General features: G+C 72.2%; 24 protein-coding genes. 12 read left to right on the plus strand and 12 right to left on the minus strand.

Features of this window, described 5'->3' with window-relative positions:
- Window positions 1-57 precede the first annotated feature (57 nt).
- On the plus strand, window positions 58-1,428 hold the full coding sequence (locus HBO46_RS15410; protein ID WP_166133260.1) for a phospholipase D-like domain-containing protein: 1,371 nt from the start codon (window positions 58-60) through the stop codon (window positions 1,426-1,428).
- A gap of 118 nt (window positions 1,429-1,546) precedes the next feature.
- On the opposite strand, the gene HBO46_RS15415 is transcribed toward HBO46_RS15410, so the two are convergent.
- From HBO46_RS15415 to HBO46_RS15445, 7 genes are all read right to left on the minus strand, one after another.
- Complete coding sequence (locus tag HBO46_RS15415) at window positions 1,547-2,329, minus strand: ABC transporter ATP-binding protein (RefSeq protein ID WP_166133262.1); 783 nt, start codon at window positions 2,327-2,329, stop codon at window positions 1,547-1,549.
- Window positions 2,329-3,276: an ABC transporter permease gene (locus HBO46_RS15420; RefSeq protein WP_166133264.1), complete on the minus strand. Its 948-nt coding sequence runs from the start codon at window positions 3,274-3,276 to the stop codon at window positions 2,329-2,331. Before HBO46_RS15420 ends, HBO46_RS15415 begins: the two co-directional genes overlap by 1 nt.
- A complete protein-coding gene (gene glf, locus HBO46_RS15425) occupies window positions 3,269-4,447 on the minus strand; it encodes a UDP-galactopyranose mutase (protein ID WP_207950206.1) in 1,179 nt (392 codons plus the stop codon). The genes HBO46_RS15420 and glf overlap by 8 nt, the downstream gene beginning before the upstream one ends.
- Before the next feature lie 51 nt (window positions 4,448-4,498).
- Entirely contained in the window at window positions 4,499-5,404 is a 906-nt protein-coding gene (locus HBO46_RS15430) for a glycosyltransferase family 2 protein (RefSeq protein ID WP_166133266.1), read from the minus strand.
- Window positions 5,401-6,366: a glycosyltransferase gene (locus HBO46_RS15435; RefSeq protein WP_224769133.1), complete on the minus strand. Its 966-nt coding sequence runs from the start codon at window positions 6,364-6,366 to the stop codon at window positions 5,401-5,403. The genes HBO46_RS15430 and HBO46_RS15435 overlap by 4 nt, the downstream gene beginning before the upstream one ends.
- Before the next feature lie 24 nt (window positions 6,367-6,390).
- Window positions 6,391-7,797 (minus strand): LCP family protein, encoded by a 1,407-nt coding sequence (locus tag HBO46_RS15440; RefSeq protein WP_224769134.1) that lies wholly within the window; start codon window positions 7,795-7,797, stop codon window positions 6,391-6,393.
- Window positions 7,798-8,071: 274 nt separating this feature from the next.
- Window positions 8,072-8,593 carry an acyl-CoA thioesterase gene (locus tag HBO46_RS15445; protein WP_166133270.1) on the minus strand — a complete coding sequence of 174 codons (522 nt, stop codon included), beginning with the start codon at window positions 8,591-8,593 and terminating at the stop codon, window positions 8,072-8,074.
- 23 nt (window positions 8,594-8,616) lie between these two features.
- On the opposite strand from HBO46_RS15445, the gene HBO46_RS15450 reads away from it, so the two are divergent.
- Both HBO46_RS15450 and HBO46_RS15455 read left to right on the plus strand, forming a co-directional pair.
- Window positions 8,617-9,840 (plus strand): LCP family protein, encoded by a 1,224-nt coding sequence (locus HBO46_RS15450; protein ID WP_166133272.1) that lies wholly within the window; start codon window positions 8,617-8,619, stop codon window positions 9,838-9,840.
- Window positions 9,837-10,724 (plus strand): crotonase/enoyl-CoA hydratase family protein, encoded by an 888-nt coding sequence (locus HBO46_RS15455; protein ID WP_166133274.1) that lies wholly within the window; start codon window positions 9,837-9,839, stop codon window positions 10,722-10,724. The genes HBO46_RS15450 and HBO46_RS15455 overlap by 4 nt, the downstream gene beginning before the upstream one ends.
- Before the next feature lie 13 nt (window positions 10,725-10,737).
- Here the strand turns inward: HBO46_RS15455 and HBO46_RS15460 are convergent, their stop codons facing one another.
- Window positions 10,738-11,067, minus strand: a complete 330-nt coding sequence (locus HBO46_RS15460; RefSeq protein ID WP_166133276.1) for a hypothetical protein — start codon at window positions 11,065-11,067, stop codon at window positions 10,738-10,740.
- Between the two features lie 471 nt (window positions 11,068-11,538).
- Here HBO46_RS15460 and HBO46_RS15465 point away from each other — a divergent pair, with 471 nt between their 5' ends.
- From HBO46_RS15465 to HBO46_RS15485, 5 genes are all read left to right on the plus strand, one after another.
- Window positions 11,539-12,840 (plus strand): glycosyltransferase, encoded by a 1,302-nt coding sequence (locus HBO46_RS15465; protein ID WP_224769135.1) that lies wholly within the window; start codon window positions 11,539-11,541, stop codon window positions 12,838-12,840.
- A complete protein-coding gene (locus HBO46_RS15470) occupies window positions 12,837-14,702 on the plus strand; it encodes a right-handed parallel beta-helix repeat-containing protein (RefSeq protein ID WP_166133278.1) in 1,866 nt (621 codons plus the stop codon). Before HBO46_RS15465 ends, HBO46_RS15470 begins: the two co-directional genes overlap by 4 nt.
- Window positions 14,699-15,931 carry a right-handed parallel beta-helix repeat-containing protein gene (locus HBO46_RS15475; protein ID WP_166133280.1) on the plus strand — a complete coding sequence of 411 codons (1,233 nt, stop codon included), beginning with the start codon at window positions 14,699-14,701 and terminating at the stop codon, window positions 15,929-15,931. The genes HBO46_RS15470 and HBO46_RS15475 overlap by 4 nt, the downstream gene beginning before the upstream one ends.
- A 23-nt stretch (window positions 15,932-15,954) precedes the next feature.
- Entirely contained in the window at window positions 15,955-17,289 is a 1,335-nt protein-coding gene (locus HBO46_RS15480; protein ID WP_166133281.1) for a UDP-glucose dehydrogenase family protein, read from the plus strand.
- 76 nt (window positions 17,290-17,365) lie between these two features.
- Window positions 17,366-18,394 carry an OmpA family protein gene (locus tag HBO46_RS15485; protein WP_166133283.1) on the plus strand — a complete coding sequence of 343 codons (1,029 nt, stop codon included), beginning with the start codon at window positions 17,366-17,368 and terminating at the stop codon, window positions 18,392-18,394.
- A gap of 16 nt (window positions 18,395-18,410) precedes the next feature.
- Here the strand turns inward: HBO46_RS15485 and HBO46_RS15490 are convergent, their stop codons facing one another.
- Window positions 18,411-18,953 (minus strand): flavin reductase family protein, encoded by a 543-nt coding sequence (locus HBO46_RS15490; protein WP_166133285.1) that lies wholly within the window; start codon window positions 18,951-18,953, stop codon window positions 18,411-18,413.
- On the minus strand, window positions 18,946-19,692 hold the full coding sequence (locus HBO46_RS15495; protein ID WP_166133287.1) for a pyrimidine reductase family protein: 747 nt from the start codon (window positions 19,690-19,692) through the stop codon (window positions 18,946-18,948). The genes HBO46_RS15490 and HBO46_RS15495 overlap by 8 nt, the downstream gene beginning before the upstream one ends.
- Window positions 19,693-19,830: 138 nt before the next feature.
- On the opposite strand from HBO46_RS15495, the gene HBO46_RS15500 reads away from it, so the two are divergent.
- Window positions 19,831-21,939, plus strand: a complete 2,109-nt coding sequence (locus HBO46_RS15500; RefSeq protein WP_166133289.1) for an ArnT family glycosyltransferase — start codon at window positions 19,831-19,833, stop codon at window positions 21,937-21,939.
- On the plus strand, window positions 21,936-23,147 hold the full coding sequence (locus tag HBO46_RS15505) for a bifunctional glycosyltransferase family 2/GtrA family protein (RefSeq protein WP_166133291.1): 1,212 nt from the start codon (window positions 21,936-21,938) through the stop codon (window positions 23,145-23,147). The genes HBO46_RS15500 and HBO46_RS15505 overlap by 4 nt, the downstream gene beginning before the upstream one ends.
- Window positions 23,148-23,156: 9 nt before the next feature.
- Here the strand turns inward: HBO46_RS15505 and HBO46_RS15510 are convergent, their stop codons facing one another.
- Window positions 23,157-23,717, minus strand: coding sequence for a TetR/AcrR family transcriptional regulator (locus HBO46_RS15510; RefSeq protein WP_166133293.1), 561 nt, complete (start codon window positions 23,715-23,717; stop codon window positions 23,157-23,159).
- A gap of 136 nt (window positions 23,718-23,853) precedes the next feature.
- Between HBO46_RS15510 and HBO46_RS15515 the strand changes: the two genes are divergently transcribed.
- Entirely contained in the window at window positions 23,854-24,861 is a 1,008-nt protein-coding gene (locus HBO46_RS15515) for an ABC transporter permease (RefSeq protein ID WP_166133295.1), read from the plus strand.
- Between the two features lie 72 nt (window positions 24,862-24,933).
- Here HBO46_RS15515 and dps read toward each other — a convergent pair whose 3' ends face one another.
- Entirely contained in the window at window positions 24,934-25,494 is a 561-nt protein-coding gene (dps, locus tag HBO46_RS15520) for a DNA starvation/stationary phase protection protein Dps (RefSeq protein ID WP_166133297.1), read from the minus strand.
- 206 nt (window positions 25,495-25,700) lie between these two features.
- On the opposite strand from dps, the gene HBO46_RS15525 reads away from it, so the two are divergent.
- The gene (locus HBO46_RS15525; RefSeq protein ID WP_166133299.1) at window positions 25,701-25,976 is read left to right on the plus strand and encodes a hypothetical protein; all 276 of its coding nucleotides are present in this window, start codon (window positions 25,701-25,703) and stop codon (window positions 25,974-25,976) included.
- The last annotated feature ends 53 nt before the right edge of the window (window positions 25,977-26,029 follow it).

Below are 26,029 nucleotides of genomic sequence, written 5' to 3' on the forward strand. Positions count from 1 at the left end.
ACCGGAACGACTCTCCCAGGCCCTCCTCTCGGGGGGCGAGCAAGGAAAACACGGTTCATGAAGCTCTCGGCCCGTCTCGTCTCCGCCCTCACCACCCTCGTGATGGTCCCGGCCCTTCTGGTCGGCGGCTCGACCCAGGCCGCCCACGCCGAGGGCTGGCAGCCCAAGGGCGGCGGTGTGTTCAACGACCCGCTCGGGGACCACGCCGCGAAGTGGCGCATCGTCAACCACGTGGACGCGGCGGTCGCCAATGCGCGCAAGGGCTCGCGGATCTACATCTCGACCTACCTGATGGACGCCCGCGACTCCGTCGACCACCTGCTGCGCGCCCACAAGCGGGGCGTGCAGGTGCAGATGGTTCTCGACGGCGTCTATGCCAACAACGGGCAGTCGCAGCGCCTGGCCAAGGCGTTCAACAAGGACAACCGCGCCAAGCGGAAGGGCACCTTCAAGGACGGCACCCTGCGCCGCTGGGGCAAGGACCGCAGCTTCGTGAAGTACTGCCAGTCCAGCTGCCGGGGCAAGATCGCCAACAACCACTCGAAGTTCTACGTCTTCACCCACACGGGCGCCTCGAAGAACGTCGTGATGGTGAGCTCCTCCAACCTCAACCGGGGCGGTGCGGAGAAGGGCTGGAACGACCTGGTCACGATCAAGGGCCGGCCCAAGCTGGTCGCCCGCTTCGCCCAGGTCCACGTGGAGATGTCGCGGGACCGTCCGGTCCCCGGTGAGTCCCTGCGGGCCTGGCGCGTCGGTCCGTACTTCGTGCGGTTCTTCCCCAAGCGCAGCAGCGGCGACCCGGTGATCGCCGACCTCAACAAGGTCAAGTGCTACGGCGCCACCGGCGGCGCCGGGCGCAACGGCCGCACGGTCATCAACGTCGCGATGTTCGCCTGGTACAACCAGCGCGGCTTCAACATCGCCCGCAAGCTCGTGCAGCTCGCCGACCGCGGCTGCTACCTCTCGATGGTCTACGGCGCCCCCGGGCCGGAGCTGCGCAAGTTCCTCACCGATGCCACGAAGCGCAACCCGCGCATCAAGCTGTGGGACAGCCGCCTCAACCTCGACCTGGACGAGGAGTACGAGGTCCGCGCGCACAACAAGTTCTATCTCGTGCAGGGCCACTACGGGAAGGACAAGTCGGCGTACCGCGTCCACACCGGCACCGCCAACTGGTCCGAGGGCACGCTGCACGCCGGCGACGAGAACACCATCAACATCTCCAACTACGGCGTGTGGCGCCAGTACATGGACAACTGGGACCACATCGTGAAGAAGGGCAGCCGCCGGGTGGGCACCCGCATCCCGGCCGCCCAGCAGATCGGCAGCCGCAAGTTCCCCCGCCTCTCCCCCGACATGGCCGTCGGTCGCCGCGCCGTCCCCCAGGACGAGCCGACCCAGCAGGACGAGTCGAGGTCCCAGGACTGACCTCCGCGCTGACGCTGGCGACGGCGGGCTGGGAAATGCACCGCGGGCCGGTGACCACCGAGGTGGTCACCGGCCCGCGGTGCGTGGTGCCGGTCATGCATCGGCGCCACGTGGGTGCCTAGATGTCGGCGCCCATCTCGTCCTCGAGCTCGGAGTCGGCGGGCTCGGCGCCCGAGGCGTCGTCGTACTTGAGGTAGCGGATGCCGGCGGCGACGCCGCCGTCGAAGCCGACGCGGCCGTTCTCGAGCACCAGGACCCGGTCGCACATGCGGCGCACCGAGGCGGCGGAGTGGCTGACGTAGAAGAGCGTGCGGCCGCTGTCGCGGATCTCCTGCATCTTCTCCAGGCACTTCTGGCGGAACGGCTTGTCGCCCACCGCGAGGACCTCGTCGGCCAGGAAGATGTCGGAGTCGACGTGGATCGCGATCGCGAACCCCAGCCGGGCGAACATCCCCGAGGAGTAGTTGCCCACCGGGGAGTCCAGGAACTTGCCGAGGTCGGCGAAGTCCACGATCGAGTCGAGCTTGCGCTCGGTCTCGGCCTTGCTCATGCCGAGGATCGCGGCGTTGAGGTAGAGGTTCTCGCGACCGGTCAGCTGGGGGTGGAACCCCGCACCGGTGGCGATCAGCCCGGAGATCCGGCCGCGGGTCAGCATCTTGCCCGAGTCGGGGCGCATGATGCCGTTGACCAGCTTGAGCAGCGTCGACTTGCCGGAGCCGTTGAGGCCCATCAGGCCGATCGACTCGCCCTGCTCGACGGTGAAGGAGACGTCGTCGAGGGCGTTGAACGACTCGCTCAGCGGCTGGCGCCGAGCCGCCGCGATGGTGATCTCCTTGATGCTGCGGTGGTAGCGGATCGTGAACTGCTTGGTGACGTTCTCGGCGACGATGGAAGCAGTCATCACAGACGCTCCGGAATCTTGTTCTCGAGGCGGGTGAACGCCAGCTGGGCGATGACCAGGAAGACCAGCGCGACGCCCACGTGCGCGAAGCCGATCAGGAACAGGTCATCGGGGAAGTGGTCGGCCAGCGTGGCCTCCACGTCCTTCGTGGTCCCGGCCCAGAAGCCGCGCTGGAACAGCAGCACCGCCTCGGCCATCGGGTTGAACAGGTAGAACTGCGCGTACTCCCCGAACCGGTCCGAGACCATGCTGTAGGGGTAGATCATCGGGACGCTGAACGTCGTGAACTGCGTCAGCGTCTGCACGACGTTGCTGAAGTCGCGGAAGAACACGTTCGCGGCGCTGAAGAGCAGCGCCAGGCCGGTCCCCCAGATCGCCACCAGCGTGAACCCGAGCAGTACGGCGGCGACGCCGACGGGGTCCGGCGTCCAGCCCAGACCCACGCAGAAGATCACGAGCAGCACCATGCCGGGGATCACGTGGTAGGCGGAGGTCAGCATCGAGGCGACGGGGAACATCTCCCGTGGCACGGCCATCTTCCGCACCAACGCCTTGTTGCGCACGATCGAGTGCGTGCCGGCGCCGAAGGTCTCGGTGAAGTAGTGCACGATCACCAGGCCCGCGAACAGGTGGATCGCGAAGTTCTCGATCCCCTTCTCCAGGATCACGCTGATCACGAAGTAGTACATCGCCAGGCGGGTGGCCGGCTGGATGTAGGACCAGAACAGGCCCAGGAACGAGCCCTGGTAGCGCGCGCTGATCTCGCGGCGTACCAGCAGGCTCAGCAGGTAGCGACGCCGGAAGACCTCCAGGAGCCCGCTGTTCGCCGACGGCGGCGCGAGCGGGGCCTCGACGACGCGCTGCTCGCGCTTCACGCGCTCCTGGCGCCGGGCCGCACGTCGGTCCCGGCGCTGCTCGGCGCGATCGGCGCGCTCGGTGTCACTCATCCACTCCGCCACTGGTCAGCGGGGCACCCTCGGCGAAGTGCGGGCGCAGGCGGTTGTCGAACATCGACAGCGCCGAGCCGATCGCCATGTGCATGTCGAGGTACTTGTAGGTGCCGAGGCGACCGCCGAAGAGCACCATCGGCTCCTTCTTGGCCAGGTCGCGGTACTTCAGCAGCTTCTCGCGGTCCGCGGCGGTGTTGACCGGGTAGTACGGCTCGTCGCCCTCCTCGGCGAAGCGGCTGTACTCGTGGACCACGATCGACTTGCCCGGCAGGTAGGTGCGCTCGGGGTGCAGGTGCTTGAACTCCAGCACCCGGGTCCACGGGACCTCCTGGTCGTTGGCGTTGACCACGCCGGTGCCCTGGTAGTCGTCCACGTCGACGGTCTCGGCCTCGAGGTCGATGGTGCGCCAGGACAGGCGGCCCTCGCAGTTGTCGAAGTACTCATCCACCGGGCCGGTGTAGACGATCGGGACCTTGCCCTTGAACTCGTCGGCGACGTCGAAGAAGTCGGTGTTCAGCCGGACCTCGATGTTGGGGTGGTCGGCCATCCGCTCGAGCCAGGCGGTGTAGCCGTCGACCGGCAGACCCTCGAAGTCGTCGTTGAAGTAGCGGTTGTCGAAGGTGTAGCGCACCGGGAGGCGGGTGATGATGTCCGCGCTCAGCTCGGTGGGGTCGGTCTGCCACTGCTTCGCGGTGTAGCCCTTGACGAACGCCTCGTAGAGCGGGCGCCCGATCAGGCTGATCGCCTTCTCCTCGAGGTTGCGCGCGTCCTCGGTGGCGATCTCGCTGGCCTGCTCGGCGATCAGCGCACGCGCCTCGTCGGGCGTGTGCGACTTGCCGAAGAACTGGTTGATCAGCCCGAGGTTCATCGGGAAGGAGTAGACCTGCCCCTGGAACTTCGCGAAGACCCGGTGCTGGTAGTTGGTGAAGTCGGTGAACCGGTTCACGTACTCCCACACGCGCTTGTTCGAGGTGTGGAACAGGTGGGTGCCGTACTTGTGCACCTCGATGCCGGTCTCCTCGTCGAACTCGCTGTAGGCGTTGCCACCGAGGTGGTGACGACGCTCGAGGACGAGGACCTTCAAGTCGAGCTCGGTGGCACAGCGCTCGGCGATGGTGAGGCCGAAGAAGCCGGAGCCGACGACGACGAGGTCGGGGGTGACGGACAAGGTGCTTGCTCCTGGAACGGGAAGGATCAGGGCCGGGCGAACTGGGTGAGTCTAGCCACCGGACGGCTCGCGGGTCGGGAGGGCACGCATGCTCCGGGCCGCCCTCATGGCCCGAATCACGTTGCGGGCCTCCGCGCGACCGCCCCGCAGCGGGCTGAGCAGCACCACGACGGCGGTGATCAGCCACGGCTTGAGACGCACCGCGAGGTTGGTGCCGTAGCGCAGGTGGACCACGAAGAGGTTGCGGTACATGTAGTAGCCCTTCCACCCCGCCAGGTCGTGCTGCTGGTCGAAGTCGAGCTGGCGCACGAGCACCGCGTCGCGCACCGCCCAGATCCGGAACCCGGCGGCGCGTGCGCGCACCGCGTAGTCGACGTCGTCGTAGAAGATGAAGTACGACGGGTCCGGCAGACCGATCGCGTCGATGACCCGGCGCCGGGCCATGAACCCCTCGAAGGCGACGTTCTCCAGCTCCACCAGCGGCGGCATCGCCGCACGGGTGCCGAAGTCGGTCTCGACCATGGACGTCTTCGGCTTGATCGCCAGCGGGTTGGTGAGGTCGAAGCGGGTTGCCGCCTTCTCGCACAGCCGGCCCTGGCGGTCCTCGCGCACCGCCATCAGGCAGTCCTCGTCGAGCGCCATCAGCACCGTGAGGCAGTCCGGGGCCGGGACGACGTCGTCGTCCATCAACCAGACCCGGTCGAAGCCCTGCTCGTACGCCGTGCGCACGCCGAGGTGGAAGCCGCCCGCGCCGCCGAGGTTGTCCTCGCTGCGCACGACCTGCAGGCCGGGCACGTCGGCCTCGGCGAGCACCTGCGCGGTGTGGTCGGTGCTGGCGTTGTCGACCACGACCACCGCGTCGGGGGCGCGCTCGAGCGCGGCCAGCCCGGCCAGCATCCCGGCCAGCAGGTCGGCGCGGTTGTAGGTGACGACGACGATCGCGACGGTCTCGCTCATCGCAGGAACCGCTCGTGGCCGGTGAAGTCGCCGCGCAGCCCCGCGACCCAGGCGCGCACGCTCAGCGCCAGCCGCGCCGGTTGGGGCCGGGTGACGGTGTAGAACCACAGCGTCTTGGCGACGAACGCCAGCGCGTGCGGCCAGCCGTGGTACTCGCGCAGGTTGAGCAGGTTGTTGCGCGCCATGCAGTAGTGCTTGAGGTCGCTCGCGCTGTGGTTGTACGTCGTGCGCCCGCCCAGCATCGGCGTACCGAGGTCGTCGGTGGCGGGGTGCAGGAACCGCGCGGCGGTCACGGTGGCGATCCGGGCGCCAGCGGCCCGGGCACGCCAGAGGTACTCCACGTCGTCGCCCCAGATGAAGTAGTCCTCGCGGACCGAGCCGATCCGCTCGACCAGCTCGCGGGTGACGAGCACGCCGTTGAACGGGATCACCACGTCGGGGATCAGCCCGTCGCGGGCGGCGGCCTCGACGTCGGCCATCGCGTGCACGACGCGGGTGCCGCCGGGCAGCCGGATGGGGAAGCAGAGGCGGTCGGGGTCCTGCTCGGCCAGGACCGCGGGGCCCCAGAAGTCGAGCTCGCCGGTGTGCGCGAGCAGCGCCTCGAGGCAGCCGGGCTCGGGGATCCCGTCGTCGTCCATCAGCCAGACCAGGTCGGCGCCGCGGTCGACCGCCTCGAGCAGGCCGACGTGGAACCCGCCGGCGCCGCCGCGGTTGCGGTCCAGGGTGCGCGCGAGGACCGGGACCGTGTGGTGCTCGTCGGGTGCCTCGCGGTCGTCGAGCGCGGCCAGCCACTCCCCCGTGCCGTCGCTGGAGGCGTTGTCGATCACGACCACCTCGGCCAGGCCGGGGACGGTGTCGAGCCGCTCGAGCAGCCGCTGGAGCAGCGTCAGCCGGTTGTAGGTGACGACCACCGCGACCACCCGCGGCGGCGCCTGGGCGCTGGAGTCCTCGGGCGCGATCACGGCGCCCACCCTAGGCGCGCCCGATCAGCAGGCGCTGCCCAGGTCGTCGCTCTGGTTGGCCAGGTAGCCGTCCGAGAGCGACCCGAGCGAGCCGCCGGTGACCGGCGCGGTGGTGCCGGCGTCGGCACCCGAGCCCGCGGACCCGCCCGCAGACCCGCTCGCGGAGCCCCCGGCGGAGCCGCCGGCGGCCTTGGCCGGGGCCTTGAAGGTGCCCTCGGCCTTCGCGATCGCCTCGGCGACCTCGGCGTGCATCAGCGCGATGTCGGGATCGGCGGTGTTGATCAGCGGCGGCACCAGCGAGACCGTGGACATCTTCTGTCCCCGGGCCTTGAGCGCGAGCTCGACGAAGCGCCCGACCTGGGAGGCCGGCAGGTTCGTGGAGACCATCTCGTTGGAGGCCTCGGCGATCGATCCGAAGTTGGTGACGGCCGTCTGCGGGCTGACCTGGCCGAGCATGGCGTTGAGCACGCACTTCTGGCGCGCCATCCGCGAGTAGTCGTCGGAGCCCTCCCGGGCCCGGGCGTACCAGAGCGTCTCGAAGCCGTTGAGCTTGCGCACCCCGGGCTCGATGTAGCCGGTGACGTCGTCGCCGAGGCCGCCGACCGGGATCGGCTGGCGGACGTTGAGGGTCACCCCGCCGACCGCGTCGACGATGTCCTTGAAGCCGTCGAGGTTGACCATCGCCCAGTAGTTCATCTCCAGGCCGGTGACCCCCTCGACCGCCGACAGGGTGGCCTCGATGCCGGGGTTCTCGGCGTCGCCGAAGAGCTCGGCGTTGTCCTGGGCCCAGGTGCTGACGCCGTTGAGGTAGCAGCCGTCGCAGTCGAAGCCCTCGGGGAACTGCTCGGCCATCACCGAGCCCGGCGCGAACGGGAAGTCCTGGAGGTTGCGCGGCAGGCTGATCAGCACGGTGCGACCGGTGCTGGCGTCGACCGAGGCCACGTTGATCGAGTCCGGGCGCAGTCCCCAGCGCCCGGCGCCGGCGTCGCCGCCGAACAGCGCGATGTTGAACCGCCCGTCGTGCGCGCCCTTGACCTCGGTGGCGTTGAACATCGTCACCATCAGGTCGCGCTGGACGCCGACGAGGTGGGAGCCGAAGAGCAGGACACCCGCGACGCTGAGCGAGAGGAAGCCGTTGACCCCGATCGCCGCGCGACGCTGCACCAGCCCGAGGGTGAGCGGCTGACCGATCCGCCAGGCGTCCATGAACAGCGCTGCCCAGGCCACCGCGCCGACCATCAGGAACAGGCGCAGCAGGAGCAGGAAGTCGGCGTCGGAGGCCAGCGAGAAGGCGACCTGGTGGCGCACCAGGGACGCGAGCGCCACCAGCACCAGGGCGACCAGCGAGCCGAGCCAGACCCGGATCGCGATCAGGCCGACGCGGCGGTTGCCGTGCAGCAGCTGCGCGGAACCCGGCACGAGCAGGGTCATGACCATCAGCGCGACGGCCCGCCGGAAGCGGACGCGCGAGGCACGCTCCTGCGTGCTGGCACGACTGGCTGCGTCTGCGGCGTCGTGCGACCCGGGGGAAGTGACGGGCGGCATCGAGATGCCTTTCATGTGCGGGGAACTGACGGGGAAGGATCAGCTGTGCTGCGCCCCAGCGCCGGGGCGGAGAGGTTCGTCCAGTATCACCAGTCACAGGAGTCACGGCCGGTCACGACGCGCCGGGGAATGGACCACCCCCGCTCGCGGGCGACGAGGATCACGGGGCGAGCGGCCCGCCCGCGCGCCCGGAGTCGATCTCGCGCTTGCGGGCCAGGCGTGAGGCGCGGCGGATCTGCGCCTCGCGGTGGCGGCGTACCTCATCCGGGGTCTCCGGTCGCAGCCCCGGCACCTCCCGGGCGTGGCCGTGCTCGTCGATCGCCACGAAGACGAAGTACGCCGAGGCGACGTGCAGCGGCTCCACCGACGGGTCGTCCCACGGCTGGGTCTCGATCCGGACGCCGATCTCCATCGAGGACCGGCCGGCCCAGTTGACCTGGGCGAAGGTGCGCACGATGTCCCCGACGTGCACCGGGCGCAGGAACGCCATCGAGTCCAGGGCCGCGGTCACGGCCGGTCCCCCGCTGTGGCGCTGCGCGACGGCGCCGGCGGTGGAGTCGGCGAGCTTGACGATCTCTCCGCCGTGCACGTTGCCGAGCAGGTTGGCCTCGCGGCCGGAGGTCATCATGGCGAGCGACACGCGGGCGTACGACGGGGTGCGGTCCTCAGCGGCTGAGGTCATAGGGGCACGGTAGCGTCGGCGCCATGGCAGACCGTCCCCGGTACGACGGCTCCGGGGACGGCTCCCCGGAGTACGGCTGGCTCTACGGCGCGAACGGCGAGGGCGACCCCGACGCCACCCGCGCCATCCCGCGCCAGCCCCGTCCCGACGAGACCCGTGTCCTCCCGGTGCAGCCCCGGCCCGAGGCGGGTGGCTCGCGCACCCGTGCCGCCGAGCGCCCGGCTCCCGCACCGGCCCCCGCTCCGGCTCCCGCGCCCCCGTCGCGCTCGGGGTCGCGCGGGCGACGCCTGCGCTTCCGGCCGCGCTACCTGCTCGTGCTGATCCTGGCCTGGGTCGTCTACCTCGTGGCCGTGCCGATCTATGCCTGGACCGAGGTGGAGTCGGTGCCCTGGGAGCCCGACGGCGAGCGGCCCCCGCAGCAGCCGGGCACGACGTACCTCATGGTCGGCAGCGACTCCCGCGACGACCTCTCCGAGGAGGAGCGGCGCCGGCTCGGCACCGGCGGCGCCGTCGGGCAGCGCACCGACACGATCATGCTGCTGCACACCGGCGACGGCCCGAACGTGATGATGTCGATCCCGCGCGACTCCATCGTGGAGGTCCCCGGGCACGGCACCACCAAGATCAACGCGGCATACGCCTACGACGGCGCCCCCGGCCTGGTGCGCACCATCGAGAACGCCACCGGCATCCGCATCGACGAGTACGTCGAGATCGGCATGGGCGGCCTCGCCGGCGTGGTCGACGCGGTCGGCGGCATCGAGATCTGCCCCGAGGTCGCGATGAAGGACCCCGAGGCCAAGCTCGACATCGACAAGGGCTGCCAGCAGGCCGACGGGCAGACCGCCCTGGGCTTCGCCCGCTCCCGCAAGACCGACCCGCAGTACGGCGACATCACCCGGGTGCGCCACCAGCGCGAGGTCGTCGCCGCGGTGGGCGACAAGGTGCTCTCGCCGTGGACCTTCCTCAACCCGGTGCGCTACTGGCGCCTGGCCAACTCGGTGCCCGGCTTCTTCGTCTTCGGCGACGGCACCGGCCCGATCGACGCCGCCCGCTGGGCGCTGGCGATGACCCGGGTCGAGGGCTCGGGCGGCATGACCTGCACCGTCCCGATCCGCGACCTCGCGGTCAACTGGGACGAGGAGCGCTCCCAGCGGATGTTCGAGGCGATCATCGAGGACCGCACCGACGACATCGGCAAGGACCTGTGCACGCCCACCGGCCTGCCCCAGCAGGTCACCGGATGAGCCCGGACGGCGGCTCCGACTACGAGACGCTGCGCTGCGAGCTCGACGAGCACGGCGTCGCCACCCTGACGCTGCACCGTCCCGAGGCGCTCAACGCCTTCGACCTGACGATGGCCCGGGAGCTGGAGCGGTTCTTCCTCCACGATGCCCACGACGACGCGGTCCGCGCCGTGGTCGTCACCGGCGCCGGCCGCGCGTTCTGCGCCGGGATGGACCTGGGCGCGGAGGGCAACGTGTTCGGCCTCGACGAGTCGCTGGCGCCGACGCCGGAGGACCTGCGCGCCCACCTCACCGAGGCGCCGTACCACGACGGCGTCCGCGACACCGGCGGCCGCGTCACGCTCGCCATCCATGCCCTGCCCAAGCCGGTGATCGCCGCGATCAACGGCGCCGCCGTGGGCATCGGCGCGACCATGACGCTGGCGATGGACCTGCGGCTGGTCTCCACCCGGGCCCGCATCGGCTTCGTCTTCGGCCGGCTCGGCATCGTGCCGGAGGCCTGCTCGACCTGGTTCCTGCCGCGCATCGTCGGCATCCAGCAGGCCCTGGAGTGGATCTACTCCGCGGAGGTCCTGGACGCCGAGGCGGCGTACGCCGGGCGGCTGGTCCGCTCGGTCCATGAGCCCGACGACCTGCTGCCTGCCGCCCAGGAGCTGGCCCGGTCGTTCGTGGTCGACCGCTCCCCCGTCGCGCTCGGGCTGGCCAAGCAGCTGCTCTACCGCAACAGCGCCGCGGCCGACCCGCTCGAGGCGCACCTGTCGGACTCGCTGGCGATGTTCTGGACCTCGATCGGCGACGGCAAGGAGGGCGTGGCCGCCTTCCTGGAGAAGCGCGCCCCGCGCTTCACCGGTCGGGCCGAGGAGCTGCCGCGCGTCTTCGACTGAGCGTCCCGGCCCTTCAGGGCCGACCGGTCGCGACGACGGTCGTCTGGTACCCGCGTCCCGGGTCGACCTCCAGGCTGAGCCGCTCGGCGTCGGGCACCCAGTAGCCCACGTAGAAGCTGAGGCTCGCACCGGCGGGCACCCGGTCCTCCGGCCGCGCGATCACATCCTGCTCGTAGTCGAAGATCTGCTCGGTCGGCGCGAAGCCACTGGCCAGCCGCAGGTGCAGCTGGCTGGGGTTCCACTGCTCCTCGGTGCCGTTGCGCACGCTCACCCGCAGCCGCATCGGCACGCCCGGGCGCTGCTCGATCCAGGGCGAAGGCGTGAACCGCTCAGGCGGGTCCACCTGCATCCTCAACCCGCTCCCATAACGGAATGACTCTCCGAACGCCGGCACTTTCACCTTTTCCGAGAACTGGTTTGTTTCGGCAGGGTCAATAGGCGACTCCGCGGCCGTCCGCGCATTTTCGCGAGGCGGCGCACCCGCCCCTGCCGGCGCGCCGAACTCGCCTGCGTCTCCGGGCCCCAGGACGCCACACCCGCTCAACAACAGGGGAATCACGGCAATCGCCGCCCGTCTCGCCAATCTCATGGCGCGACGTTAAGGGATCCGGGACTCACCGATCGAGTTCTTTCGAAAAGGGCACGCCTAAGTTGCCGATACACACTATTGGGGATAGGCGCTCCTGTCGTGAACGTGCCTGCCGGATTACGCCCCTACGTTCTCGCCGACACGACAGTGCAAGCCCCCCGGCGCTGGGTGTCTCTCGGCGCGCTCCGCGCCGAGGAGCCCTCCAGACCAAGGATCTCCGTCACCGTGCCCGATCTCGCCGACATCACCCTGCCCACCCTCGACCCTGCTGCGTGGCGGGCGGCCTTCCCGCTCGCCGTGGCCGGCGTCATCGTGTGGTCCCTGTGGATCTACCGGTGCGTGCTGTCCGCCCGCGCCCGCCCCGTCGAGAACGACTTCACGACCACCACCTCGGTGGTGGTCCCCAGCTTCCACGAGGACCCCGACATCTTGATGCGGTGCGTGGCCAACTGGCGCGCCCAGGAACCCACCGAGATCATCATCGTCCTCGACGTCGCCGACACCGTGGCCTTCCACCGCCTCGAGGCCCTCGACGACCCGGTCGTGCGGCCGGTGCTCTTCCGCCACGCCGGCAAGCGCTCGGCACTCGGCGTCGGCATCCGGATGGCCACCTCCGAGGTCCTGGTGCTGGTGGACTCCGACACCCAGTGGGAACCCGGTCTCCTGCTCGCCGTGCAGCGCCCGTTCCTCGACCCGGAGGTCGGCGGGGTGAGCACGCAGCAGAACGTCTACGAGGCCCGCGGCAACGTGTGGCGCCGGATCGCTGACTGGATGGTCAACCTGCGCTACTACAACTACGTGCCGGCGATGGGCCGAGCCGGCGCGGTCGCCTGCGTCTCCGGCCGGACGGCCGCGTACCGCCGCTCCGCGGTGCTGCCGGTGCTGGAGAACCTCGAGAACGAGTTCTTCCTCGGCCGGCGCTGCATCGCCGGTGACGACGGCCGACTGACCTGGCTGGTCCTGGCCTCGGGGTTCAAGACCGTGCACCAGTCCTCGGCCCGGGCCCTCTCGATGTTCCCCGCCTCCTTCCGCGCCTTCGTCAAGCAGCGGGTGCGCTGGAGCCGCAACTCCTACCGCTGCTACCTCACCGCCGCCTACAAGGGCTGGCTGTGGCGCACCCCGTTCGTCACCAAGGTGACCGTCCTGCAGATCCTGCTGACGCCGGTCACCATGGGCGTCACCATCGGCTACCTCCTCTTCAGCCGCCTCGAGCTCACCGTCCCCGGCGCCCTGCTGGCCGCGGCCTGGCTGCTCGCCGGACGCGGGATCCGCGGCTTCTCCCACCTGCGCCGGCACCCGGTCGACATCCTGCTGCTCCCCCTGATGACGCTGGTGGTCATCTTGGTGGCGCTCCCGATCAAGCTCTACGCGTTCTTCACCATGAACAAGCAGGGCTGGCTGACCCGCTCGGAGACGACCGTCGGCGGCGAGGGCCAGGACCAGGCCTCGCTGGCGCCGCGCCACCACGCCCGGCGTACGACGCCCGCCGGCGAGCCGTCCCTCACCACGACCGGAGCCCCCCAGTGACGCGCCGGTTGCACCGGGCGCTGCTCGGCACCGCCCTCGCCGCCGTGCTGGTGGGGGCCACCGCCCCGATCGCTGCCGCCGACCCCGAGATCGAGCCCGGCACCGATGCGGCGAGCGCGGCGTTCCCCTATCCCGGCGACCCCGAGTCGGAGGCTGCGCTCGTGGCCGGCGAGGACGACCGGTTGACCGAGGTGCGGACGGTGAGCTCGCTGGCCAGCTGGACCGCGAGCCCGACGAAGAGCCCCTACCGACTCGCGACCGGCTCGGCCTACACCTTGGTCCTCACCGCACGCTCGCAGCCCTACACGGTGGCGGACCTGCTGCTGCTCGCCCCGCAGACGTTCGTACGCCGCCCCGACGGCTCCTACCTGCTCAGCGAGCACCTGGTGGTGGAGTCCGGGGCGACCCTGAACCTCGCCAACCCCGGCGGGCTGCGGCTGCACCTGGCCAGCGACTCCGACGGGTTCGTCTCGATCGTGAACTACGGCGGCCGGCTCAACATCGCCGGCGCGGACGGGGTGCCCGCGGCCATCTCCAGCTTCGACCGCGACACCGAGCGCCTCGACGCGCTCACCGACGACGGGCGTGCCTACCTGCGCGCCATCGGTGGCCAGGTCTCGCTCTCGCACGTCCGTCTCGAGGGGCTGGGTTTCTGGAGCGGGCGCACCGGCGGGCTCTCGCTCACCGGCACCGACCGTCCCGACGCCGGGTCGCTGCACGACCTGGCGGACTCCTTGAAGGTCGGCCCGGTCGCCGACCAGGGGCCCGACATCGACGGCAACAAGAACTCCGCGCTCGGCGACGTGCTGCCTACGGGCGACCTGCCCGTGCCGACCGTCGACATGGACGACCCCCGCTACAGCTACGTGTCGGCCGCCGTGGCCGACACGACGGTGACCGACAGCGCGTTCGGCCTCTTCGTCTCCGGCGCCAACGGCCTCGACATCCGCGACAGCGTCTTCGACGACAACATCGTCTCGGGGCTGGTGCTGCACCGCTACGTGATGAACGCCGTGGTGGAGACGACCAGCGCGTCCGGCAACGGACTGGACGGGCTGCAGCTGGCCCGGGCGACGACCGGCATCGTGCTCTCCGAGGTCGTCGCCAACGAGAACGACCGCAACGGCGTCACCATCTCGGGCCTGCCGCTGGCCACCGGACCGTCCGCGACCGGCACCAGCGTCGGCAGCTACGGCAACAACTCGATCGCCAACAGCCAGGTGCGGCGCAACGGCCGGTACGGCGTGGAGGTGATCGGCGGGCAGAACGTGGACGTGCTCGCCAACGACATCGCCGCCAACGCCGTCGGCGTGGTCGTCCGCGACGCCGCGACCGAGGTCAGCGTCGTCGGCAACCAGGTCAGCAGCTCCCACGACCAGGGGATCGCACTGCGCGACGGCGTGGACGGCGCGGTCGTCACCGGCAACGTGGTCAGCGGCGGCGAGACGAGCGTCTACGTCCGCGACTCCAGCGCGGAGATCGACCAGAACACCCTGGAGGACGCGACCACGCACGCGGTGAGCTTCGTGGGCGAGGTCGGCAGCTCCTCGCTGCGGCAGAACAAGATCAGTGGCCGCGGTCCCAGCGCGATCGAGGTCGGACGTGCGGACGGGCTGGACACCGGCGGCTGGGTCAACGACCAGGACGGCTGGGACGACACCACGCCGTTCCTGGTGACGCTCAAGCGGTTCGCCCAGCCACTGACGGTGCTCTGGAGCCTGCTCGGCGCGCTGCTGCTCTTCACCGCGGTGCGCGGCGCGCGCAGCCACCGGGCCCGCCGGCACCCCTACCTGGACAAGGCACCGGCCTGGGACCCGGCCCCGGTGCAGGTGGGCGGGGCGCGCGGGGAAGGACCGTCATGAGGCTGCCCGAGTCGCCGCGCTCGCGGCTGCTGCTCGCCGGCGCCGGCGGGGTCGTCGTGGGCATCCTGCTCGCGCTCACCGTGGTCGCGGTCTGGCCGAGCGGCAACGAGCCGCCGCGGGCGCGGGACGCGGTGATCACCCCGCCGGTCCCGCCGCCGCCGAGCATCCAGGAGCTCCCGGAGTCCACGGTCGTGCCGGACCCGGGCTCACCGCTGCCGACTCCCGAGGAGACCGGCTCCGACGAGGGCGACGACGGTGACGAGGAGGGCGAGCAGCCCGACTCCGCGCCGCTCCTGCCCGACGCGGCCCCGGCAGGCGAGGGCCCGCTGCCGGAGACCGCGCCGGTCCGCTGCCCGGCCCCGACGACCACCGTCGCCTCGGCCGCACAGCTCGAGCAGGCTCTCGCCTCGGCGGCCCCGGGCGACAGCATCGAGCTGGCCGACGGGACCTTCGCGGGGAACTTCACGACCACCGTCTCGGGCACCGAGGACGCACCGATCTTCCTGTGCGGCACCTCTGCGGCGGTGATCGACGGCGGTGACATCGAGGGCGACTACGCGCTCCACCTCGACGGCGCCCGGCACTGGCGGCTGGTCGGCTTCACGGTCTCCGGAGGCCAGAAGGGCATCGTGGCCGACGGGACCGAGTGGTCGGTGTTCCAGGGCCTCACGGTCTCCGGCACCGGCGACGAGGCGATCCACCTGCGCACCCACAGCACCGACAACGTCGTGCGCGGCTCCACCATCAGCGACACCGGCCTGCGCCGCGACAAGTACGGCGAGGGCGTCTACGTCGGGTCCGCGGTCAGCAACTGGTGCACCTACACCGGCTGCGAGGCCGACCGCAGCGACCGCAACGTGGTCATCGCGAACACGTTCACCGACGTCACCGCCGAGGCGATCGACGTCAAGGAGGGCACCACCGGCGGCGCCATCCTCGACAACACCTTCGACGGCTCGGCCGTCACGGGCGCCGACTCCTGGGTCGACGTGAAGGGCAACAACTACCTCGTCCGGGGCAACACCGGCACCAGCGCCCCCGAGGACGGCTACCAGACCCACCAGATCCTCGACGGCTGGGGCGACTTCAACGTCTTCGCCGCGAACCACGCCGAGGTCAGGGGCCCGGGTGCCGCGATCTCGTCCTGGCCGCCCGGCTCCAACGTCGTGCGCTGCGACAACACCTTCGTCGCCGCCGACGAGGGCCTCAGCAACATCTCCTGCTCATGACCACCGACCAGAGGAACCCCACCATGTCCACCCCCGCCACTCCCCGCCTCACCGTCCTCGGCACCGGCTACCTCGGCGCGACGCACGCCATCTGCATGGCCGTGCTCGGGTACGACGTGCTCGGGGTCGACACCGACCGGGCCAAGGTCGCCGCCCTCAACGAGGGCCGCGTCCCGTTCTTCGAGCCCGGCCTGCCCGAGCTGCTCCGCAAGGCGCTGGACTCCGGCCGGCTGTCCTTCACCACCGACCTCTCGGCGGCGGGCGACTTCGGCGACGTCCACTTCATCTGCGTGGGCACCCCGCAGCAGGCCGACTCGCACGCCGCCGACCTGCGCTACGTCGAGGGGGTGACGCGCGACCTCGCGCCGTACCTGCGCCGCCGGTGCCTCGTGGTCGGCAAGTCCACCGTCCCCGTCGGCACCGCCGAGCGACTCACCCGGATCGTGCAGGACAACGCGCCGGCCGGCGTCGAGGTCGAGCTGGCCTGGAACCCCGAGTTCCTGCGCGAGGGGTACGCCATCGAGGACACGCTGCACCCGGACCGGCTGGTCTTCGGCGTCGCCTCCCCCTGGGCCGAGCAGACCCTGCGCACCACCTTCGCCCCGCTCATCGACGCCGGGGTCCCGGTGGTCACCACCGACCTCCCGACCGCGGAGCTGGTCAAGGTGGCCGCGAACTCCTTCCTGGCCACCAAGATCTCCTACATCAACGCCATGGCCGAGGTCTGTGAGGCGACCGGCGGCGACGTCCAGGACCTCGCCACCGCGCTCTCCTACGACAGCCGGATCGGGGGCCGGTTCCTGCACCCCGGTCTCGGCTTCGGCGGCGGCTGCCTGCCCAAGGACATCCGCGCCTTCGTCCACCGCGCCGAGGAGGTCGGGGTAGGCAAGTCGGTGGCGTTCCTGCGTCAGGTGGACGCCATCAACCAGCGTCGTCGGGCCCGCACCGTGGACCTGGTGCGTGAGCAGGCCGGCGGATCGTTGGAAGGTGTCCGCGTGTGCTGCCTGGGCGCCGCCTTCAAGCCCAACTCCGACGACGTCCGTGACGCCCCCGCGCTCGACGTGGCCCGGATGCTGCAGGAGGAGGGCGCGATCGTGTCGGTCTACGACCCCGAGGCGATGGACAACGCCCGCCGGGTGCAGCCGGGCCTGCACTACGCCGAGAGCGTCTTCGACGCGGCGGCCGGCGCGCAGGTCGTCGTGCTGCTGACCGAGTGGGAGCAGTTCCGCTCGCTGGACCCCCGGCGGCTGGGCGAGGTGGTGGCCGCCTGCGCGATCGTCGACGGGCGGCACGCCCTGGTCCGCGCCGAGTGGGAGGGCGCCGACTGGACCTACCGCGCGCTGGGGCGGGCCGGCTGAGCGGGTGCTCGCCCCTCGACGTGAGCGGCGTCCCGGTCCACACTGGCGCACCGGGGTACGACGGGGCGGAGGCCTGATGAGGACGTGGGCGGCACTCGTCGTGCTGGTGGTGCTGGGCGCCACGGCGTCCTGCTCGGGCGCCGAGGACCAGGCGGCCCCGCCCCAGGCCGCCCCGGAGACCTCGGCGTCGCCCCCGACCCCGACCACGTCCGCCGCACCGCAGACCGATCCCCGGTGCGAGCCGGGGCCCGGGCGCGAGGTCGAGGAGCTGCCCGACGTGCTCGTGGCGGCCGTCGCGGTGCCCGCCGTGGTGGATCCCGCCACCGGCGAGCAGCTCGCGCCGGCGACCGAGGTGCCGGCCCAGGTCGTGGACGCCGGCTGCGTGATCCGCCACGACGCGCCGGGCGGGTGCCTGGGCGCCGTCGAGATCACGGCCGCGACGATCCCGCCGGTCACCATCCCCGAGACCCGCGCCGGCGAGCGGACCTACGACGCCGTGACCGTGCCGGGCGCCAGCCGTCCCGGGGCGCGCGCCGAGCAGGTGTGCCGGGTGCGGCGCGACGGCGACGTGCTGGCCGCGTCGCGGGCCGGGGTGGTCCGGGAGGGCTTCTCCCGCGACGGCGCGGCCCGGCCGGGTGACGACCTGGTGCCCACCGTGCGGATCGCCCCGGTACGACTGCCGGACGTCGACGTGGACCCCGAGCGCCTCGAGCGCACCGAGATCGAGGACGGCGTGGGCCGGATGGACGGCGCGGGCACCACCTCGTGGGTGGCCCCGGCCGCGGTCCTGTTCGACACCGACGAGGCCACGCTGCGACCCGAGGCGGTGGCGGCGCTGCGCACCATCCTGGGCCAGGTGCGCGCCGAGCGCGGGGCCCGGACCCTGCTGGTGGAGGGGCACACCGACGACCGCGGCGACGCGGCGTACGGCCAACGGCTCTCCGAGCGCCGGGCCCGGGCGGTCGCCGACTGGCTGGTCTCGGCCGGGTTCGACGAGCAGCGGGTGCGCACCCGCGGATGGGGCGAGCGGCGCCCGGCGTACCCCAACGACAGCGACGCGAACCGCCAGCGCAACCGCCGCGTGGTGCTGACCCTGCGGCGCTGACCTGGGTTGACCGGGGTCAGCCGGCGGCGCGCTCGGTGGGCGGGGTGTGCCGCTCCTCGGCCTCGTGGCCGGGGGTCAGGTGCGCGGCATCCGAGAGCCGCAGCGGCGTGAACGGGCCGCCGGAGACCGCGGAGATCGGCTCCGTGGCCAGGCAGAGGTGGTCGCCGCCCTCGTCGAGCAGGCTGGTGCGGCGTACGACGAGGCGGTGCGGGTGGTCCACGAGCACGGGCACCCCACCGGGGCCGGGCTCGGTGCGCAGCCCGGCGAACTTGTCGTCGTGGTCGCCGGTCAGGGTGCCGAACCGCTCGGCGAGCTCGACGTCGTCGGCGCTCAGGAAGTGCAGCGCCAGGTGGGTGGAGCGCTGGGCGACCCGTGCGGTGTGGTTGGCCTTGGACAGCCACACGCAGTAGCGCTCGGGGTCGATGCTGGACTGCGCGTGGAAGCCGACCAGGCAGCCACCCCACTCGCGCACGCCGTCGGTCTCGTGGCCGGTGGTCACCACGATCAGCGGGGTGTCGATCGAGGACATGATCGTCGAGAACGGGTCCTTCTCAGGCATCGGTCGGCCTCTCGTAGCGCAGGAAGAGGGTGTCGTCGGCGGCGATCGCGTGCCGCAGCGCGAAGCGGCGCAGCGGGCTGTCCGGCGGGGCGATCGACACCGGCAGCAGGTCGCCGCCGAGGACTGGCGCGAGGGTGAGGCAGAGCTCGTCGAGGCAGTCGTGCGCGACCAGCTCGCCGAGCCAGCGCGGCCCGCCCTCGCAGAGCACCACGCGGTGGCCGCGCTCGGTCAGGGCGGCGACGGCCAGGGCCGGGTCCACGGACTGCTCCCCCGCCACCACCACGTCGGCGACCTCGCGGGCGCGGGCGAGGCGAGCCGGGTCGGCGCTCTCGCAGGTGAGCACGATCGTGCGCCGGTCCTCGGGGGCGCCGGCGAAGACCGGGCGGTCCCAGTCGAGCTCGAGCGAGCGGCTGACCACGGCGACCCCGGGGGCGTCGGGGCGCCCCTGCGCCCGGCGGGCCTCGACCAGCTCCTCGCGCAGCCGCACCGGACCGTAGCCCTCACGGCGTACCGTCTCCGCGCCGACGAGGACCACGTCGGCCAACGAGCGCATGTCCACGAAGAGCCGGGCGTCCGGACCCTCCGACAGCACCCCGACCTTGCCGCCGACGGACGCCGACCCGCTCAGGGTGCCGACCATGTTGGCCATCACCCAGGCCCGGTCCGGGCGGCGCCGGTCCACCTCGGCGTACGGCGCGAGCAGGTCGCCCAGCTCCTCGCCGGGTCGGAGCAGGTGCATGGGAACCTCGAGACGGTCGGGACGACGGGCACCCGCGCCAGTGCCCAGCCGCACCGCCCCGCACACTGCACCGCACCTCACAGCAAACCCATAGCCGGCACACGGACCAGGCCCAACGGCCCACCGGACGGTGGTGCCATGACCGCCACGACCGTGCTCCCCGAGACCAGCCGGTCGGACACCGCGTCGCCTCCGACGCGCTGGTCCGCTCGCAGCTACCGCCTGGGCCTGGCCGTCCTGCTGGCCGGCACCGCCGTGCTCTACCTGTGGGGGCTGTCCGCCTCCGGGTGGGCCAACAGTTTCTACTCCGCGGCTGCGCAGGCCGGCTCGGAGTCCTGGACCGCGTTCTTCTTCGGCTCCTCCGACGCCGCGAACAGCATCACCGTCGACAAGACCCCGCTCTCGCTGTGGCCGATGGCCCTGGCGGTGCGGGTCTTCGGGCTGTCCTCCTGGTCGATCCTGGTGCCGCAGGCCATCGCCGGGGTGCTGTCGGTGTGGCTGCTCACCGCGACCGTCCGCCGCGCCACCGGCTCCCCCGGCGCCGCGCTGCTCGCCGGCGCCACGCTCGCGCTGACCCCGGTGGCGGCGCTGATGTTCCGCTTCAACAACCCCGACGCCCTGCTGGTGCTGCTGCTCATCGCCGCGGCGTACGCCGTGCTGCGCGCGGTCGAGCCCGGCGCCGACCAGACCGTGCGGCACCCGGTCCGCTGGCTGGCGCTGGCCGGTGCGCTGGTCGGGCTGGCGTTCCTCACCAAGATGCTCCAGGCCTTCCTGGTCCTGCCGGCGTTCGCGCTGGTGTACCTGATCGCCGGGCGGACGACCGTGCTCAAGCGGCTCGGCCACCTGCTGGTCGCGTGCGGGTCCATGCTCCTCGCCGGCGGCTGGTGGGTCGCGATCGTGGAGCTGTGGCCGGCCGCCAGCCGTCCCTACATCGGCGGCTCCCAGCACAACTCGATCATCGAGCTGACCCTGGGCTACAACGGCCTCGGCCGACTCAACGGCAACGAGACCGGCGCGGTGGGCGGCGGCGGTCCCGGCGGGGGCGGCCCCGGCGGCGGGATGTGGGGCGAGACCGGCCTGGACCGGATGTTCTCGGGCGAGATCGGTGGCCAGATCGCCTGGCTGCTGCCGGCGGCCCTGATCCTGGCTGTGGCCGGGTTCTGGTTCACCCGCGGTCGCGGGCGCTCCGACCTGACCCGCGCCGCACTGGTGCTGTGGGGCGGCTGGCTGCTGGTCACCGGGCTCACCTTCAGCCTGATGGCGGGCATCTTCCACGCCTACTACACCGTCGCGCTCGCGCCGGCGGTCGCCGCGCTCGTCGGCATCGGCGCCGCGCTCGTCTGGCAGCACCGCCACACCGCCGCCGCGGGCGGCGTCGCCGCCATCAGCGTCGCGGCGACCGCGGTGACCGCCTTCGTCCTGCTCGGCCGCAGCCCCGACTTCCTGCCATGGCTGCGCTGGGTGGTCCTGGTCCTCGGCCTGCTGGTCGCCGTGGCCCTGGCGGCGCTCGCCTGGCTGCCGCGTCGCGCGGTCCTCGCCACCGTGGCGGTCGCGCTGGTCGCCTGCCTGGCCGGCCCGACGGCGTACGCCGTGCAGACCGCGAGCACCCCGCACACCGGCTCGATGCCCACCGCCGGCCCGATGACGACCGGGGGCCCGGGCGGCGGACCGGGCGGCGCCCCCGGAGGCGCGCCGGGTGGTGCGCCGGGCGGTGCGCCCGGTGGGGCGCCCGGTGGGGCGCCCGACGGCGGGTTCGGCACCCCGCCCGGCCAGGGCCAGCTCCCGGGCCAACCGCCGACGCAGGGCCAGCCGCCCGGGCAGGGGCAGGCGCCCGGACAGGGCGGCGGTCCCGGCGGCCTGCTGCACGGCAGCGAGCCGGGCGAGGAGCTGACCGCGATGCTCGAGCAGGACGCCGAGGACTACACCTGGGTCGCCGCCGCCGTCGGCTCCAACAGCGCCGCCGGCTACCAGCTGGCGACCGAGGAGCCGGTCATGGCGATCGGCGGGTTCAACGGCTCGGACCCGAGCCCGACGCTCGCGCAGTTCCAGCAGCACGTCGCGGACGGCGAGATCCACTACTTCATCGGCGGGGACGGCTTCGGCCCCTCGATGGGCGGCAGCCGGGCCAGCAGCGAGATCGCCGACTGGGTGGAGGAGAGCTTCACCGCGACCACCGTCGACGGGGTCACGGTGTACGACCTCACCAGCCCGGTCAGCGATCACAGCGACCTCGGGGGTGCCGCATGAGCGCCCTGTCCTCGACCGTCCCGGCCCTCGGGCCGACCGCGGCCGCCGCGACCCTCGACGTGGTGATCCCGGTCCACAACGAGGAGCGCGACCTGGCCCGGTCCGTGGAGCGGGTGCGTGTCCACCTGCAGACCTTCCCGTGGCCGAGCCGGGTGACCATCGCCGACAACGCCAGCACCGACGGCACCGCCGTGGTGGCGCACCGACTGGCGCGTGCCCACGACGACGTCCGGGTCGTGCACCTGCCCGAGAAGGGCCGCGGGCGGGCGCTGAAGAAGGTCTGGTCCTCCTCCGAGGCCGCGGTGCTGGTCTACATGGACGTCGACCTCTCCACCGACCTCAACGCGCTGCTCCCGCTGGTGGCACCGCTGATCAGCGGGCACTCCGACCTGGCGATCGGCACGCGCCTGAGCCGCGCCTCCCGGGTGGTGCGCGGGCCCAAGCGGGAGCTGATCTCGCGCTGCTACAACGTGCTGCTGCGCGGCACGCTGCGGGCGCGGTTCTCCGACGCCCAGTGCGGCTTCAAGGCGATCCGCGCCGACGTCGCCCGTGAGCTGCTGCCGCTGGTGCGCGACGACGCGTGGTTCTTCGACACCGAGCTGCTGGTGCTCGCCGAGCGGGCCAACCTGCGTATCCACGAGGTGCCGGTCGACTGGGTCGACGACCCGGACAGCCGCGTCGACATCGTGCGCACCGCGCTCGACGACATCCGGGGCATCGTCCGGCTCGGTCGCGGCCTGCTCACCGGCCAAGTGCCGGTCGCCGACGTCGCCGCCCGGCTGGGCCGGGCCTCCACCGACGCCGGCGGCGGGCGACTCGGCCCGCAGCTGGTGATGTTCGCGCTGGTCGGGGTCGCCTCGACCGTCGCGTACGCCGTGCTGTTCCTGGCGCTGCGCGGCGCCGTCTCGCCGTTCCTGGCCAACCTGCTGGCCCTGCTGCTCACCGCGGTCGCGAACACCGCGGCCAACCGCCGGCTCACCTTCGGGGTGCGGGGGCGCAACGACGCGGTGCGCCACCAGCTGCGCGGGCTCGTGGTCTTCGGCGTGGGGCTGACGGTCACCAGCGGCTCGCTGTGGCTGCTCCAGCTCGCCGGTGTCGACGACCGGCGCCTCGAGGTGATCGTGCTGACCCTGGCCAACCTGGTGGTGACGGTGCTGCGGTTCGTCGCGATGCGGCTGTGGGTCTTCGGCCGGCGGCGTCGCCGCTGAACCGCACGATCAGCCCCCGGGGCGCAGCCCGGCCAGCAGGATGGACACGAGGCGCTCGCGGAGGTCGGGCGCCGACCGCAGCACCGCCTCGGGCTGGGGCCGGGTGACCATGCCGATCGCGACCACGAGCTCGAGCGCACTCAGGTCCGCCCGCACCAGCCCCCTCGTGCGGGCGGCGCCCAGCAGGGCGTCGACCCGCGCGAGCGTGCGGTGCTGCGCCTGACGGACCGGGGCCGACAGCGCGCCGGCGGCGTGGTCGGCGAGCGCCGTCGTCAGCGCGCCGAGGTCGAGGTCGACGAGGCGGCGCAGGCAGCCCTCCCAGGCGGAGATGTCGCCGTCGTCGAGGCCGGCCAGCGCCTCGTCCACGACGGCGGCGACGTCGGCGAGGATCGCCAAGGCGACCTCGTCGAGCAGCGCCGCCCGGGAGTCGAAGTTGCGGTAGAGCGTCGCGATCCCGACCCCGGCCGCCTCGGCCACGGCATCGAGGGCCACGTCGCTGCCCCGCTCGGCGAACAGCGTGCGCCCGGCGTGCACGATCGCCGTACGCCGTCTGGCTGCATCGGCTCGCACGGGGACCTCCTCATCGCTGTCTCGTCGCTGGCCTCGTCGTGGCGCGGGAGCGCCGAGTTGACTCCCGCATCGTAGCGGAGGAAAGTTCTCCAGATAATCGGAGGATGTTCCTCCGCTTCGACGGACGAGGAGCCCGATGACTCAGACCGCGGCGCGCAGCACCGACACCACCCTGCCCGGCCGGCCGACGCCACCCCCGCTGATCCGCCTCGTCGGCATGTGTGCCGGCCTCGGCGCGATCCTGGTCGTGCTGCTGGCGCTGTTCATCCTGCCCTCGCTCAAGAGCGGCCCGCACGACCTGCCGGTCGGCCTGGTCGGGGACAGCGCCTCGACCTCCAAGGTCGTGGCGGCCCTGGAGACGGCCGCGCCGGGTGCGTACGACGTGGAGCGGTTCGACACCGCGGACGACCTCGCCCGGGCGGTGCGGGACCGCGACGTCGTCGGAGGCCTGGTGGTCGGCACCGGCGACCTGGAGGTCGTGGTGGCCAGCGCCGGGTCCCCCGCGATCGCCGGCGCCCTGAGCGCGAGTGCCGAGGCCGTGGGCGCGGCGGACGGTGCCGAGGTGCGGGTCACCGACCTGGTGCCGCTGCCGGAGGAGGACTCGAGCGGCCTCGGGATCGGCGGGCTCGCCTTCCCCCTCGTCTTCGGCGGCATCGTCCCGGTGGTCGCGTTCGGCAGCCTCTTCCCGCACAGCCTCCGCTGGCGGCTGGCCGGCCTCGCCGTGTTCGCCGGCGTCGGCGGGCTCCTCGTGGCCGGGGTCCTGCGCTTCTGGTTCGGCAGCATCGAGACGGCCTTCTGGCCGGTCGCCGGCGCCATGGCGCTCGGGATCGCGGCCCTCGCCGTTCCGCTGGCCGGGCTCAAGCAGCTCGTCGGTGCCAAGGGGTTCACGGTCGGCGCGATGACGATGATGTTCCTGGGCAACCCGCTCGCCGGCATGGCGACCACCGGGGCATGGCTGCCCGCCGGGCTCGGCACCGTGGGTCAGCTGCTGCCGCCGGGCGCGGCCGGCGCGCTGGTGCGGTCCGCGGCGTACTTCGACGGCGCGGGCGCCCTGGTCCCGCTCCTGACCCTCGTCACCTGGGTGGTCGTCGGGCTGGTGCTGTACGTCGTGGGCGCCCGCCGGCACCCCCTGCCCGCCGTCTGATCCGGACGCGACGCGGCCGCGCACCCGTGGAGGTGGTGCGCGGCCGCGTCGTACGGAGCTGGTGGGCGAGGGTCAGGAGCCGGAGGCCGCCTTCGCCGCGTCGACCTCGGTCTCGGCGCCGGCGGTGGACAGGTTGCCGCCCTTGTCCTCGAGGTGCGCGCGGATGAACCAGTGGAACAGCTCGAGCTGCTCGGTCTGGCCGATGAACATGTCCTCGGTGACCGGGTCGAGCTCGCCCAGCTCGCCGATGCCCTCGCGGTAGCTCTTGATCACGCCCTGGTAGACGAGGTCGAGGGCGCCGAGGTGCTCCTGGGTCGTGGCCCGCCCGATCGAGTACTCGTCCCACGAGCGCTCCTTGACGATCGCGCCCGGCGTGCCGATCGGCGAGCCGCCGAGGGTGGCGATGCGCTCGGCGAGGTCGTCGGCGAAGCCGCGGACGGCCTCGACCTGCGGGTCGATCATCTCGTGCACCGCGATGAAGTGCGGGCCCACGACGTTCCAGTGCACGTGCTTCAGCGTCAGGTGCAGGTCGTTGCAGGCGTGGAGACGATCCTGGAGGAGAGCGACCGTGCGCTTGGCATCCTTGGCGCTCATCCCGGGGACGGTGTACTGGAGCTTCGACGTGGTAGCCATGGCTCGAGGTACCCGTGGCCACCTCGGCACAAACGGCTCGGCCAGACCGCCGCTCCGCTCTGCCGGGTGGCGGCGGGACGGTGGCGAGGTGGTGCGCGTCGCTGCGCAGCTGCTGGGAAAAGCACCTGGTACGCCGCCGGACCGGTGCTTTTCCGCGCAGTTGCGCGGATAGGTGCACCCGCCCGCCACCACGGGTACCGGGCGGCATGCATCCCGACATCAACCGCCCCGGCCACACCGGCAGCGACCGACCCGTCGACCTCGAGGGCGTGCCCGAGCAGGAGGACATCTCCACCGCCGACGCGGTCGAGCGCGTGGACCGCGACCCCGAGGAGCAGGAGAACCGCGAGGAGGGCCCGGACGGCCACGGCCCGGAGATCGTCGTCGACGAGATCCCCGAGAACGATCCCGCCCAGGAGGTCGCCACGACCTCCCCGGCACCCGAGGAGCCCACCGGCACCTCGGAGTGGCCGGCTCCCTGAGGGCGCCCACCAAGCCCTCCCCGCACATGTAACGCGGGGTTATGGACGCTGCA

Source organism: Nocardioides ochotonae (genome assembly GCF_011420305.2).
GTDB lineage: Bacteria > Actinomycetota > Actinomycetes > Propionibacteriales > Nocardioidaceae > Nocardioides > Nocardioides ochotonae.